The following is a 13244-nucleotide window of genomic DNA, read 5'->3' on the forward strand; positions in this document are numbered from 1 at the left end:
TTCTCCCTCCATTCGGTGGGAATGCGGGTTCGAGCAGACGGGACGACGGGGAACCTCAGGCCCCGGGGCCCACGGCCTCGGCGGCCTCGCCCAGGGTGCGCCACAGTTCCACGGCGGGGGGCCGCCGCGGCGGGACCTCGGCCGCGGCCCTGAGCCCCAGGCTCACCTCCCGCGCCAGCCGGCGGGACTCGGCGCGCAGGATCTCGTTGGGGTCACCGAACTCCAGGGCCCCAACGAGGCACGTCTCCACGCAGGCCGGGACGAGGCCGCGCTTCTGACGCTCCACGCAGTTGTCGCATTTGACGGCCACGGTGCGGCCGGGCACGCGGTGATCCTCCCGGTACCGGATGACCCCGAACGGGCACGCCATGGCGCACATCCCGCAGTTGATGCACCGGGAGGGGTCCACCACCACGGCCCCGGTGGGCCCGTCGCGCCGCAGCGCCGCCGGCATGCAGGCCTGCACGCAGGGGGCCGGATCGCAGTGGCGGCACTTGTTGGGGAAGGCCAGGGTGCCCGGGCCGGGGCCCACGTGAATCCGCGGCGCGGGTCTCGGCGTCTCGAACACGGCGCCGTAGAGGGTTTGGGTTCGGGAGTGGGCCACGGCGCAGGCCGTCTGGCACTGCATGCAGCCCACGCACCGGTCGGGATGGACCACGACGGTCTTCATGCTCGCTACCTCCCGTGGATGGATGGAAACGGCGGAGGGGCAAGGGGGAACGCGAACCCGCCCCACCCGATGCGGTCGAAAAGGGGGTCGAAAGGGAGTTCCGCCAGGGAGGCGCCCCGCCGGATGGCCGCGATCACGATGCCGGCCCGGCTCGGCGGGGCCGACCCGTCCGGGCCCCAGGCCACGAACCCCACGAGCCGCCCGTCCCGGAGCACCACCCGGCGGTACCCGCCCTTCGGGTCCTCGGCCTCCCGCACCTCGAAGGGGCCCTCGGGCGGCCGGGTGATGCCAGCGCTCACCAGGTGCCAGGGGCCGATCTTCACCGAGTTCCGGGCGAGGCTTCCGGGGTAGGCCTCGTCGCACCCGGCCATGTTCCGGCCGGCCGCCGTGCCCTGCTCCACGGCGGCGGGCCAGATGGCGTTGAGCCGGGGTTCGCCCCAGGCCACGTCGTACGCCCGGATCGCGTCGCCGGCGGCCCACACGTTCGGAAGGGGGGTGCGAAGCCCCTCGTCCACCGGGATGCCTTGCCAGGCATCCACGCCAGCGGCCCCCAAAAGTTCCCCTCGGGGCTCCACCCCCTTTCCCCGGATCACGAGGTCGCAGGGCAGCACCTCACCGCCCTCGAACCCCACCGCGGTGGCCCGGCCTTCCTCCCGCACGATCTCGGCGGGCCGGAGCCCGGTGCGGACCCGGATCCCCTCGGCCTCGAGGGCCTCGGCCATCCGCCTGCCGGCCTCCGGGTTCACCACCTGGGACAGGGGCGCCCCGGAACCGATGCACAACGTCACCTCCAGGCCGCGGCGGGCGAGCGCGTGGGCCGCCTTCACCCCCACGAGCCCTCCCCCGAGCACCGCGGCGCGTTGGGCACCCCCGGCGATTTCACGGTCGATCGCCTCGGCGTCGGCCCGGGTGCGGAACCCGAAGACGTTCGGGGCGTCCTCCCCGGCGATCCCCAGCGGCTTCGAGGCCGCGCCGGTGGCGAAGAGGAGCCGGTCATAGGCTAGGCCTTCTCCGGAAGCGAGGCGCACGGTCCGATCCACCGGGTCGAGGCCGACGGCCTTCGCCCCGGTCCGGATGCGGATTCGCCCGTCGGAGGAAAGGGGCAGGGGGTAGAGGGTTTCCGGCGCCTCGCCGGCCAGCACGTAGGAGATGAGGGGCCGGCAGTAAGGGGGGTGGGGTTCCTCGGTGAGGAGGGTGATCTCGGCCGCGGGGTCCACCGAGCAGATCGCCTCGGCCGCCGCGAGCCCCGCGGCGCTCGCTCCCACGATGACGTAGCGCATGGTTTGTCCCCCGATCGTCGTGGTACGCTGGAAACGGGCCAAACCTAGCAGGCGAAACCCCGTTCGACAAGGGTTCGCGGGGGCCGCGGGGTTACATCTTGATACCTCCAAGAGTATTGCCGGGGGCGGGTGGGGGACTGGTTCCGGCCGGGCGCGAGTGCGGCACCCGATCGCCGCGCCTTTCCATGCCATTGTCGGCGCGGCAGGGCGGGGCGACGGTGGCGGACGTTCCGGATCTTCCCAAGCGATCCTGGCGTGGTGATGGCGCGGCGGGGTAAGGGGCCGCACCCGCCTCTCCACCAGCCCCCCACCCGCGGGTTTCCGTAGCGACGACGGGGAGCTGACAATACTTCCGTTGGTCTTAGTGCCCCATTTTGTCGATGTCCGACGGGTTGGGGGAACCACGGAGGACACGGAGGGCACGGAGGAGACGGTGTGAGGCGTGACAAAAGCCTGGGCGCCGGTTCCCGCCGCCGAGGGCCCGGGAAAGCGGCGGGGCCAAGACGAAAGGGCCTCCTCCCGTTCCCGCCCTACAAGTAACTTCGGGTAGGCGGCTGGGCTGCTTGGCAGCTAGGCGGCTAAGAACATTCGGGGCTCCGGCGCCATCGCGTCGGCCAACCTGTGGGAGCGGCTGCCGTATCAGGGGCCAGAATTCAGAAGTCAGAGGTCAGAGAACCCCCTGTCCTCCGTCGTCTGTCCACTGACCCCTGACACGGGCGCCGGTCCCACGCTAACCCTTGACTTCGGCGTTACTGTCCTGCGTAGAGGGCCCCAAAGGGGCCTCGGGTAGCTTCCAGGTAGCCTCGGTCCGCGGTTGCTCGTCGGCGGTCTCCAGTCCTTTGGCCCAGGCCGCGGCGATTCACCTGTGGCTGAAAGCGAGGAGTTATTGTTCTTGCGGGCTGGCCGCCCCGCGGCCTACGAGAGCTTCCATGAAGGAGCGCATGACCATCGAGGCGGTTTCGTTCGACGCGGGAAACACGCTCATCCGGCCCCGCACGTCGGTGGGGGAGGTCTACGCCGAGGCGGCCCGGCGCCACGGGGTCGAGGCCGATGGCTGGGCCCTCGACCGCAGGTTCCGGCAGGTGTTTGAGCAGCGCCGGGCCGAGTTTCTGCCCGCGGTGTCCCGGCCCCACACGCCGGAACGGGAGCGGGCCTTCTGGAGGGGGCTCGTGGCCGAGGTGTTCCGGGCCGAGGGACTCTGGCCCGCGGTCCAGGACCGGTTCGAAGAGATCTTCGACCACCTGTACGACGCCTTCGCCCGGCCGGAGCCGTGGGAGGTGTTCCCCGACGTGCTACCGTGCCTCGCCCGGCTGGACGAGTTCGGGATTCCCGCGGTGGTGGTCTCCAACTGGGACAGCCGGCTGCGGGAGATCCTGGCCGGGCTGGGTCTCCTGGACCGGTTTCGGTTCGTGGTCGTGTCGGCAGAGGTGGGGGCGGAAAAGCCGGATCCGGAGATCTTCCACGGGGCGGCGAGGCGCCTGGGTCTGCCCCCCGGGCGGATCCTCCACGTGGGCGACCTCGTCCGGGAGGACCTCCTGGGTGCGCAGCGGGCGGGTCTCCGGGCGGCGTTGGTGGACCGGGACGGCACGGCTCCGGGGCACCGCCCGGTGGTGCGGGATCTCCGGGAGATTTGGGGTTGGCTCAACGGAGGGCAACCGTGAGGCAGCGGCCCCCCGGTTGGGTCCCACCCGGCCCCGTGCCCCCGGGGGACCGGGGGGACCCAGAGCTCCGGCCCGCGCCGGGGGAGACCCTGGACTGCCTCTCGGGGCACTGGAAGATCTTCCAGTTGCGCCGGGGACACCGGTACTCCACCGACGACCTGCTGACGGCCTGGTACGCCGTGGCCTGGTGCCGGCGGGTCGGGCGCGTCCCACGGCGCCTCCTGGACCTGGGGTGCGGCATCGGCTCCGTGGGGCTGATGGTGCTGTGGCGGTTTCCGGAGGCGAGCCTCGTGGGCGTGGAGGCCCAGGCCGTGAGCGCGGGGCTCGCGAGGCGCACCGCCCGGTATAACGGGGTGGCCGACCGGGTGGAGATCCGGCATCGGGATTTTCGGGACCCGGACGCCTTCGGGGCCGGCGAGCGGTTCGACCTGGTCACCGGGAGCCCGCCTTATCTAGAGCCCGGGGAGGGGACCCGGAGTTTCCTGCCCCAGCGGGGGCCGTGCCGGTTTGAGGACCGGGGCGGTATCGAGGGCTACGCCCGAGTGGCGGCGGAGAGGCTTGGGGAGGGCGGGCTGTTCGTGTGGGTTCATGCCACCCGGTACCGGGACGGAAACCTCCGAGCGGCCGAGGTCGCCGGCCTGGGCCGGATTGCGGTTCGGCCCGTGGTGTTCCGGGAGGGCCGGGAAAGTCTGATCAGCTTGTTCTGTGCATCACGATCCGACAGGCTGGTGGTGGAGGAGGAGCGGCCCCTCACCGTCAGGGCGGCCGACGGCACCTGGACCGAGGAGTACCGGGCGGTCCGCCGGGAGATGGGGTTCCCGGCATATTCCCCACGGTCACGCTAGGGCCCGCAGGAGCCTGCAAGGGACCGGAGACCGTGTCAGGAGCCAGAGGACAGACGACGGAGGACAGGGATTCTCGGACCCCTGACCTCTGAATTCTGGCCCCTGACACGGAGACGGCGGACCGCCGACCGTGGACCGAAGTGCCCGGCCCTTCCCCTCTTCCGACCCCCGAAAAAACGAAAGCCGCCAACGGCGGCAACGGATGCTTCCCCCAGGATGCCCTTCTCCGGGAAGGGTCAGGCCGCCTTCCGTCGCGAGATCGACTTGATCTCCCTCCAAAGCCTGCGCTTCGTGTCGGGGTCGAACCCCTGGCGGTCGGCCCAGGCGTCGAAGGCCAGGCGCTTCTCGACGGGGTAGAGGCGGTAGTCGCGGAGAAATTTCTCCGCCAGGTAGGTGGTGTACTCCCGAGTCATGGTGTTTCACCTCCGTGTCGGGGAGTAGGTGTGGTAGTGCTCCTTTTCACGAACAGGAAGAATAGATCCAACCAAAATGGTTGTCAACCCTGGGGGGCCAGAAAAACAGCGCCCCCGCCGAAGCGGGGGCGCCGGGGTTTCGCAAACGGGGCGGCTCAACGCGGGGTGTCGTGTTCCGCGATGAACCGCTCTGCCTCCCGTACGTTCTCCACCGAACCGGCGAAGAAGGGAACCCTCTGGTGGAGCGATTCCGGCACGACGTCCAGCACCGGACCCGTTCCGGTGCTCGCGGCACCGCCGGCCTGCTCGCACAGGAACGCCATCGGGGCGCACTCGTAGAGGAGCCGGAGCTTGCCGTGGGGTTTGCGGGGGTCCTTGGAGTCGGCCGGGTACATGAAGATTCCGCCCTTGAGAAGCGTCCGGTGCATGTCGGCCACCATCGACCCGATGTACCGGGCGCCGTAGGGCCGGCCGGAGGCCGAGTCCTTTTCCTTCATGTACGACACAAACCGCCGCACCCCCTCCGACCAGTAGGGGAAGTTCCCCTCGTTCACCGAGTAGGTCTTGCCCCGGGCCGGGATCCGGATGTCCGGGTGGCTCTTCAGAAACTCGCCCACGGAGGGGTCGAGGGTGAACCCGTGCACGCCGTTCCCGGTGCTCAGCACGAGCATGGTGGAACTCCCGTACACCACGTACCCCGCGGCCGCGAGCCGGCGGCCCGGTTGCAGGAGGTCGTCGGGCGTTCCCTCGTCGCCCTCGGACACCCGTCGGTGGATCGCGAAAATCGACCCGATGCTCACGTTCACATCGATGTTCGACGACCCGTCCAGGGGGTCGAGGGCGATGGCGTACTTGGCCTTTCGCCACTTCGGCGGGAACACCACCGGTTCGGCCAGTTCCTCGCTCGCCAGGATGCAGAAGTGCCCGCTGTTGCGGAGCACCGACATCCAGACCTCGTTGGCGTACCGGTCGAGCTTCAAGACCTCCTCCCCCTGCACGTTCCGGTCGCCGGTGTACCCCAGGATGTCCACGAGTCCGGCCTTGTTCACCTCCCGGGAGATCACCTTGGCGGCCCAGGCGATCTGGTTCAGGATGTCGCTGAACTCGCCCGTTGCCTCCGGGTGAACCTGCTGTTCCTCCCAGATGTGCCGCGTGAGCGTGATGCCGAGTCCCCGTCCGTCCATGCTCGTTCCTCCCGTGGAAAGGCTGAAACGCTGGAAAGCTAGGAGGGTTGGGAAGCCGGGAGGCGAACCATCCGCTGTTCCGGCCCGTTCCCGGCCTCCTGGGAAAAAAGCCCTCTGACCCCTGCCGCCTCCGTGATCTCCGTGTCCTCCGTGGTGGATCCCCTGCAGGGCGATCCACCGGGGGGACCGGTAACCGCTAGGCCCCCTCCCCGAACGCCACCCACACCGGGGCGTGGTCCGAGGGGCGCTTCCACCGCCGGGGCGAAAGGTCCACCCCGGCCTGGGTGCACCGGTCCGCCACCGGCGGGGTCGCGAGCACGTGGTCGATCCTCAGGCCCTGGTTCTTCCAGAAGGCGCCGCCCCGGTAGTCCCACCAGGTGTACATCTCCTCCCCGGGGTGGAGTCGGCGCAGGCAGTCCTCCAGCCCAAACTCCCTCAACCGGCGGAGGGCCTCTCGTTCCGGTTGGGAGAACAGCACCCGGCCCTCCCAACTCGCCGGATCGTAAACGTCCTGGGGTTCGGGGGCCACGTTGAAATCCCCCGCCAGCACGAGTTCGTCCCCCGGGGTGAACTCCCGGTCCAGATACTCCCGCAAGGCCTCGAAAAAGGCGAGCTTGTAGCCGAATTTTTCGGACCCCACCGCCTCGCCGTTGGGCGCGTACACCGAGATCACCCGGAGGCCCTCCACGGTCACCGCGAGGAGCCTCCGCTCCCGGTTCAGGGGGTGATCGTCCGAAAGGTGGGGAAACCCCACCACGGGATCGGCCAGTGGCAGCCGGGACAGCACGGCAACCCCGTGGTAGCCCTTCTGGCCGGCGACCGCCACCCGGATCCCCCGCTCCTCGAACGGTTCGCGGGGGAAGGCGTCGTCCTCCACCTTGATCTCCTGCAGGCACAGGACGTCGGGGCGGCGCCGATCCCAGTACCGGAGCACGTGTTCGAGCCGGGCCCGCAGCGAGTTGACGTTCCAGGTGGCAAGGACCAAGGCGGTCTCCGGGATGAGCAGGCGACGGTAGACCCGGTGCTTCAATAGCAAACCGGGGCTCCCGTGCCAAGGAGGGAACCTCCGCCTGGCGCGGAGCGGACCGGACCCCTATACTGCCAACCCATGCTCACGCGAACGCGCTGGAAGGTGCAGGAGATCCCGGCCGAGCCGGGGGAGGCGGAGGGGCTGTGGGCGGCGGCCCGGGAGGGCGGTGCGACCGGGGCCGTGACGTCCTGGGGGAGCGGGATTCCTGGCCGGCGATTTCTCCGCGTCTTTTGGGAGGTCCGCGAGGGCGCGCCCGTCCCGAGCGAGGGGGAGGATCTGGAGGAGGAGAACTGGACGCCGTACTGGCGTCAGACCCTGCGCGCGGTGCCCGTGGAACAGGGGATATGGCTGGTCCCGGCCTGGACGGAGCCCCCGGACGAGGCCGAGGGGACGGTGCTCCGGATCGACCCGGGCATGGCGTTCGGCGCCGGGGACCACCCGACCACCCGGCTTTGCCTGCGGCTGCTCCGGGAACTCGCCGGGGCCGGCCGGTTGCCCGAGCGGGTCCTCGACGTGGGCACGGGCACGGGGGTTCTGGCCCTTGCCGCCGCGGTCTGGGGCGCCGGGGAGGTGATCGCTCTCGACATCGACCCCTTCGGGTTCGCGGCGTGCCGGAGAAACGCCCGGCTGAACGGTCTCGAGGATCGGGTGCGGCCCCTTCTGCTGTCCCCGGATCTGCTCCGGGGCCGGTACCCGTTGGTGCTCGCGAACATCGTGGCTTCCCAGTTGCGAACCCTCGCGCCGGACCTGCGCCGGTTCCTGGCCCCGGCCGGCCGGCTCGTGGTGAGCGGGTTTCAGGCGGAGGAGGCGGACGGGGTGGCCACCGCCTTGGGGCTCCCGTTGGAGGAGCGCCGGGAGGAAGACGGGTGGGTCGCCCTGGTGGTGGCGAGCGGGGAGGAGGAACCGTGACCGCCCAGGTGATCCCGCTCCTGCCGCGACGGCGGATCGAGGCGGAGATGCTCGCGCGGGTGTACCGGGTGCTCTGCCCCCAGGTGGGCCCGGAGAAGGCCCTGGCCGTGATCCGTTCGGCGGTGGAGGGCGCGGCCGAGGCGGCCGGCCGGGAGTTCGCGGCCTCGGCCACCGAAGGGCCGTGCCTTTCCCACTTCGCCACGGTCGTGGACCGGTGGCGGGAAGGGAACGCCCTCGAGATCGAGGATTTTCGCCTCGGGGAGCGGGAGCTCTCGTTCCGGGTGACCCGGTGCGCTTACGCCGAGCTCTACCGCTCGATGGGACTTTCCGAAACCCTCGCCCACACCCTCTCATGTTCCCGGGACGCGGCCTTCGTCCGGGGGTACCATCCCGGGCTCCGGATGGAGCGGGAGGGAACGATCGTGGAGGGCCACGGGGCCTGCCGGTTTCAGTTCCTGTGGGGTTGCTCGGCGTAGCGCCGTTGGCCGCCCCGGATCAGCCCCATCGCCAGAGGCCGAGAACCACCAGGACCCCCAGGGCCACGACGAGGTTCACGTAGGACAGCACGAGGAACACCCGCTTCGCGGGATGCCGCCCCTCGTCTCCCTCCTCGAGGGCGGGCCACGAAGGGAACCCTTCGAGCTTTTCCGGGCCGTGGGGCGCGTGGGTGAGGGCCTCGGTGAGATCCTGGCCGGCCCGGTGTCGACGCACGTGGACGCCGTCGGCCCACCGGGGGCTTCGGGTGAGGTCGTAGATCCGGTCGCCCACCCGCACCCAGGCCGGCCGGCCTTCCTGGCCGTCGTTTTTCTGCCAGGCGCCCTGGAGCCGTTTGAGCCGGGGGCTCAGCACCAGGGTCACGAAGGCTGCGGAGACGACGAGGAACAGGAAAAGCCCGATCTTGACGAGCAGGAGCCGGCCGGAGTGGGAGGCCAGCAAAGCCGCGGGGTGGTGAAACCGCATCTTCGTCAACGGCACGCCCGTGGCCGCCAAAAGCGCCATGGAGATCCAGGCCAGCCGCATCTCGGCCTTGGGCAGCCCGCCCAGGGCGTACCGGGGCCTTAGGATCAGGTGCACATAGAAGATCGTCCCGAACCACACCACCGCCGTGGTCAGGTGGACGAATCCCAGGACGAACCGAAGGACCTTGACCGGGCCGGACCAGGCCGAGCGCTTCACCTCCCCGGGGATCGGCCACCGGTACCCCCCGGCCGAAAAGGCCTCGCCGGTCGGGGTGAGGGGCCCGCCGCCCCCGGGGTCGCGGTGGCACAGGGCGCAGTCCTGGCCCGTGCGCTCCGCGTACTCCTCGGTGGCCGAGGAAACGGCCGCCGAACAGAGAAGGAGCGCGACCGCGAGGGTGGCTAACCAAGCGGGTCTCGGCATCGGAGTGGTCTCCTTCTGGCCTGGGGGAGGGCCCCGCTTGCGAACCTTCCCGGCTTGGTATCATCTTGCGGCGGCTGCGGCAAGTGGGCGCCGGGCTGCCCCCGTACCCGGAACACGCAAGGAGGAAACCCGATGACGTATCAAAACATCCTGCTCGAGCGAGACGGCCCCGTGGCGATCCTGACCCTGAACCGGCCCAAGCAGATCAACGCCCTGAGCCTGGCGCTCATGAACGAGGTGCTCCACGCGCTGGAGGCCATCGCCGCCGACCGGGAGGTGGGCGCCGTGGTGATCCGGGGGGCGGGCAAGCACTTCTGCGCCGGTCACGACCTCTCCGAGATGACCGGCCGGGACGTGGTCGCCTACCGGGAGATCTTCGACACCTGCACCCGGATGATGCACCGGATCCAGTCGATTCCCCAGCCCGTGATCGCCCAGGTGCACGGGGTGGCCACCGCGGCGGGGTGCCAGCTCGTGGCCACCTGCGACCTGGCCGTGGCCGAGGAGGGGGCCCGGTTCGCGACGCCGGGGGTGAAGATCGGGCTTTTCTGCTCCACCCCGATGGTGGCCCTGAGCCGGGCCGTCGGCCGCAAGAAGGCCCTCGAGATGCTCCTGACCGGGGAGTTCCTCGACGCGGCCGAGGCCCGGGTGTTCGGGCTCGTGAACCGGGTGGTGCCGGCCGACCGCCTGGCCGAAGAGACCCTCGCCCTGGCCCGGAAGGTGGCGGCCGCGAGCCCGCTCACCGTGGGGCTGGGGAAGCAGGCCTTCTACCAGCAGATCGACATGCCCCAGCCCCAGGCCTACGCCTACGCCAAGGAGGTCATGAGCCTCAACGCCATGGCCGCGGACGCCCAGGAGGGAATGTGCGCGTTTCTCGAGAAGCGGGCGCCCAAGTGGCAGGGCCGGTGACCTGTTCGGCCTGGGAGCGATGGAAGCCGGCCGCCCGGGCCCGGACCCACGCCCTGGCGGCCGCGGTGCTCTGGACCCTCGTCGGCCTGGGGCTTGCGGCGGCCGGGATCGTGTGGACGGCCGGGGGGCTCGGGGTGTGGGGGTGGGGCTCGGGGCTTGCGGCGGTGGCCGTGGGGGTCGCGAAAGCCCGGATGGCCCTGGAGCCCACGGCCCGTAAAGCGCTCGCCCGAATCCGGGCCCGGGGGGACGGGCGGTGCCTGGGAGGGTTCCTGTCGTGGCGGTCGTGGATGTTCGTGGTTGCCATGATGGCGCTCGGGGCCGTGCTCCGCCGCAGCCCCGTGCCCCGGGGCCTCCTGGGGTTCGTGTACCTGGCCGTGGGCACCGGGCTCCTCTGGGCGAGTCGGGAGTTCTGGGCCGGGGCCCGGCGGCTTTGACACCGGCCGGACGGCGGGTAGGTTGGAACGGAGACGTTTCCCACCCTGCCGTACGGAGGCGACGTTCATGGCGACCGAGCAAGTCTGCTACCCGCGGGTCAAAAATGTTGGGCTGCGGGGCATCACCGTGGCCGACACGAAGGTGAGCTTTATCGACGGGAACGAGGGCGTTCTGATCTACCGCGGCTACCGGATCGAGGACCTGGCCCGGTACAGCACCTACGAGGAGGTGGCCCATCTCCTGATCCACGGCCACCTGCCCTCCAAGGCGGAGCTCGAGGCGTTCTGCGCCCGGCTTCGGGCCGCCCGGGAGGTGCCGGCTGGGGTGGTCGAGAGCCTGCGGCTCCGGCCGACGTCGGCCTCGCCCATGGACGTCCTGCAGGGGGCGGTGGCGTTTCTGACGGACCACGATCCCGACCTCGGCGAAACGACGAAGGAGGCGGTCCAGGCCCAGGCCGAGCGCCTTGCGGCCCGGCTGCCCGGGGTGGTGGCCGCCTGGGACCGGATCCGGAAGGGCGAGCCCGTTCCCGAACCCCGGGACGACCTGGGCCATGCCGCCCACTTCCTCTACCAGCTCACGGGCAAGGTCCCCGACCCGGAGACGGCCCGGCTCTTCGACGTGTGCCTGCTCCTGCACGCCGACCACACCTTCAACGCCAGCACGTTCGCCGCCCGGGAGGTGGCGAGTACCCGGGCCCACCTGTACGCCGCCGTGGGGGCGGCCGTGGGGGCGCTCTCGGGGGAGCTCCACGGCGGGGCGAACACCCGGGTCATGGCGATGCTCCGGGAGATCGGGTCGGTGGAGGCCGCCGAAGCCTACGTCAAGGCGCGGCTCGACGCCGGGGAGCGGATCATGGGCATGGGCCATGCCGTGTACAAGACCCTCGATCCCCGGGCCCGGATCCTCAAGGAGATGGCCCTGGCGCTGGCCGAGCGCACCGGAGACCGCCACTGGCTCGACATCGCGGAACGGGTTCGCGAAGTGACCCAGCGGGAGTTCCGGGCACGCAAAGGAACTGAGATCTATCCCAACGTGGATTTCTACTCGGCCCCGGTGTACTACCAGATGGGGATCGAGCCCGACCTGTTCACCCCGGTGTTCGCCCTGGGCCGGGTGGCCGGCTGGGCGGCCCACGTGATCGAGGAGAAGTTCGCCGAGGCCCAGGAAAAACCCGCGCTCTACCGGCCCAAGGCCGAGTACGTGGGCGAGTACTGCGGGCCCCAGGGGTGTGTCTACGAGCCCCTGGAGGCGCGGGAGAGGGGCGCATGACGGCCGAACGTCCCGAGGTGGTCTACATCCCGGGCGACGGGATCGGCCCCGAGGTGATGCCGGCGGCGATCGAGGCGATCGAGGCGGCCGTCCAGGGCGCGTACGGCGGGGCCCGGTCCATCCGGTGGACCGAGGCCGCGGCCGGGAAGCGGGCCCTGGCCGAAACCGGGTCCCCCTTGCCCGAGGCCACCCTCGATGCCATCCGGCGGGCCCGGGTGGCCCTCAAGGGCCCCCTGGAGACCCCGGTGGGGGGCGGGATCCGGAGCCTTAACGTGGCCCTGCGGAAGATCCTGGATCTCTACGCCTGCGTGCGCCCCGTGCGGTATTTCCCCGGCGTCCCCTCGCCCCTCAAGAACCCGGAACGGGTGAACGTGGTGATCTTCCGGGAGAACACCGAGGACGTGTACGCCGGGTACGAGTGGCAGGAGGGCACCCCCGAGGCAATGCGGGTGATCCGGTTCCTGAACGACGAGATGGGTTGCGAGATCCCGAAGGACTCGGGGGTCGGGATCAAGCCCATGAGCGTCACGGGGTCGAAGCGCCTGGTGCGGATGGCGATCCGCCACGCCCTGCAGCGGGGGCGGGGGGTGGTGACCCTGGTCCACAAGGGCAATATCATGAAGTACACCGAAGGGGCGTTTCGGCGGTGGGGCTACGAGGTGGCCGCCCAGGAGTTCGCCGAGAAGACCGTGGTGGAGGCCGAGTTGGGGGGCGGGGGGCCGCCGCCGGGCACCGTGGTGGTGAACGACCGGATCGCCGACGCCATGTTCCAGGAGCTCATCCTCCGGCCCGAGCGCTACGCCGTGCTCGCCCTCTCGAACCTGAACGGCGACTACATGTCGGACGCGGCGGCCGCCCTGGTGGGCGGATTGGGACTCGCGCCGGGCGCGAACATCGGCGACGACTACGCCGTGTTCGAGGCGACCCACGGCACCGCCCCCGACATCGCCGGGCAGGGGAAGGCCAACCCGGGGAGCCTCATCCTGTCCGGGGCCATGATGCTGCGCCATCTGGGCTGGGACGAGGCGGCCGACCGGCTCGAGGGGGCCGTGGAGCGGGTGCTCGCGGCCAAGCGGTTCACCCCCGACCTGGCGGCCCAGGTGGACGGGGCGGAGGTGCTTTCCACGGCCGCGTTCGGCCGGGCGGTTGCGGCGGAGGCGGCCTGAGGGGATCCCCGGCCCCGGCCTTGACTTCCCGGCCCCCCTGTACTATGGTGCCGGCGCTCTGAAATCGCTCAATATTTCTAAGGTTTTTCTAAT

Annotated in this window: 14 protein-coding genes; 8 read left to right on the forward strand and 6 right to left on the reverse strand. The window is 70.7% G+C overall.

All coding sequences use genetic code 11. From position 1 onward, the window contains the following. Positions 1 to 55: 55 nt before the first annotated feature. Positions 56 to 670: a 4Fe-4S dicluster domain-containing protein gene (locus ACYQ8L_RS02545; protein WP_459940193.1), complete on the reverse strand. Its 615-nt coding sequence runs from the start codon at positions 668 to 670 to the stop codon at positions 56 to 58. Positions 671 to 675: 5 nt separating this feature from the next. Next, a complete protein-coding gene (locus tag ACYQ8L_RS02550) occupies positions 676 to 1950 on the reverse strand; it encodes an NAD(P)/FAD-dependent oxidoreductase (RefSeq protein ID WP_459940194.1) in 1275 nt (424 codons plus the stop codon). A gap of 941 nt (positions 1951 to 2891) precedes the next feature. Between ACYQ8L_RS02550 and ACYQ8L_RS02555 the strand changes: the two genes are divergently transcribed. Together ACYQ8L_RS02555 and ACYQ8L_RS02560 are read left to right on the forward strand one after the other, a co-directional pair. Then, a complete protein-coding gene (locus ACYQ8L_RS02555; protein WP_459940195.1) occupies positions 2892 to 3611 on the forward strand; it encodes an HAD-IA family hydrolase in 720 nt (239 codons plus the stop codon). After that, complete coding sequence (locus ACYQ8L_RS02560; protein ID WP_459940196.1) at positions 3608 to 4456, forward strand: tRNA1(Val) (adenine(37)-N6)-methyltransferase; 849 nt, start codon at positions 3608 to 3610, stop codon at positions 4454 to 4456. The genes ACYQ8L_RS02555 and ACYQ8L_RS02560 overlap by 4 nt, the downstream gene beginning before the upstream one ends. Positions 4457 to 4692: 236 nt before the next feature. On the opposite strand, the gene ACYQ8L_RS02565 is transcribed toward ACYQ8L_RS02560, so the two are convergent. The 3 genes from ACYQ8L_RS02565 to xth form a co-directional block, all read right to left on the reverse strand. Then, complete coding sequence (locus tag ACYQ8L_RS02565; protein WP_459940197.1) at positions 4693 to 4869, reverse strand: hypothetical protein; 177 nt, start codon at positions 4867 to 4869, stop codon at positions 4693 to 4695. A gap of 155 nt (positions 4870 to 5024) precedes the next feature. Continuing rightward, positions 5025 to 6053 carry a class 1 fructose-bisphosphatase gene (gene fbp / locus ACYQ8L_RS02570; RefSeq protein WP_459940198.1) on the reverse strand — a complete coding sequence of 343 codons (1029 nt, stop codon included), beginning with the start codon at positions 6051 to 6053 and terminating at the stop codon, positions 5025 to 5027. Positions 6054 to 6249: 196 nt separating this feature from the next. Continuing rightward, positions 6250 to 7038 (reverse strand): exodeoxyribonuclease III, encoded by a 789-nt coding sequence (gene xth / locus ACYQ8L_RS02575; protein ID WP_459940199.1) that lies wholly within the window; start codon positions 7036 to 7038, stop codon positions 6250 to 6252. 123 nt (positions 7039 to 7161) lie between these two features. Here xth and ACYQ8L_RS02580 point away from each other — a divergent pair, with 123 nt between their 5' ends. Continuing rightward, positions 7162 to 7992, forward strand: a complete 831-nt coding sequence (locus ACYQ8L_RS02580) for a 50S ribosomal protein L11 methyltransferase (RefSeq protein WP_459940200.1) — start codon at positions 7162 to 7164, stop codon at positions 7990 to 7992. Continuing rightward, the gene (locus tag ACYQ8L_RS02585) at positions 7989 to 8468 is read left to right on the forward strand and encodes an L-2-amino-thiazoline-4-carboxylic acid hydrolase (protein WP_459940201.1); all 480 of its coding nucleotides are present in this window, start codon (positions 7989 to 7991) and stop codon (positions 8466 to 8468) included. Before ACYQ8L_RS02580 ends, ACYQ8L_RS02585 begins: the two co-directional genes overlap by 4 nt. Positions 8469 to 8487: 19 nt before the next feature. Here ACYQ8L_RS02585 and ACYQ8L_RS02590 read toward each other — a convergent pair whose 3' ends face one another. Then, positions 8488 to 9372 carry a CopD family protein gene (locus tag ACYQ8L_RS02590; RefSeq protein WP_459940202.1) on the reverse strand — a complete coding sequence of 295 codons (885 nt, stop codon included), beginning with the start codon at positions 9370 to 9372 and terminating at the stop codon, positions 8488 to 8490. 132 nt (positions 9373 to 9504) lie between these two features. On the opposite strand from ACYQ8L_RS02590, the gene ACYQ8L_RS02595 reads away from it, so the two are divergent. The 4 genes from ACYQ8L_RS02595 to icd all read left to right on the forward strand — a co-directional run bounded on the left by ACYQ8L_RS02595 (position 9505) and on the right by icd (position 13151). Continuing rightward, positions 9505 to 10281: an enoyl-CoA hydratase gene (locus ACYQ8L_RS02595; RefSeq protein ID WP_459940203.1), complete on the forward strand. Its 777-nt coding sequence runs from the start codon at positions 9505 to 9507 to the stop codon at positions 10279 to 10281. After that, a complete protein-coding gene (locus ACYQ8L_RS02600; protein WP_459940204.1) occupies positions 10266 to 10715 on the forward strand; it encodes a hypothetical protein in 450 nt (149 codons plus the stop codon). Before ACYQ8L_RS02595 ends, ACYQ8L_RS02600 begins: the two co-directional genes overlap by 16 nt. Positions 10716 to 10782: 67 nt before the next feature. After that, complete coding sequence (locus ACYQ8L_RS02605; protein ID WP_459940205.1) at positions 10783 to 11985, forward strand: citrate/2-methylcitrate synthase; 1203 nt, start codon at positions 10783 to 10785, stop codon at positions 11983 to 11985. Next, complete coding sequence (gene icd / locus ACYQ8L_RS02610) at positions 11982 to 13151, forward strand: NADP-dependent isocitrate dehydrogenase (RefSeq protein WP_459940206.1); 1170 nt, start codon at positions 11982 to 11984, stop codon at positions 13149 to 13151. Before ACYQ8L_RS02605 ends, icd begins: the two co-directional genes overlap by 4 nt. Positions 13152 to 13244 lie beyond the last annotated feature (93 nt).

It is taken from the genome of Deferrisoma palaeochoriense (assembly GCF_054656955.1).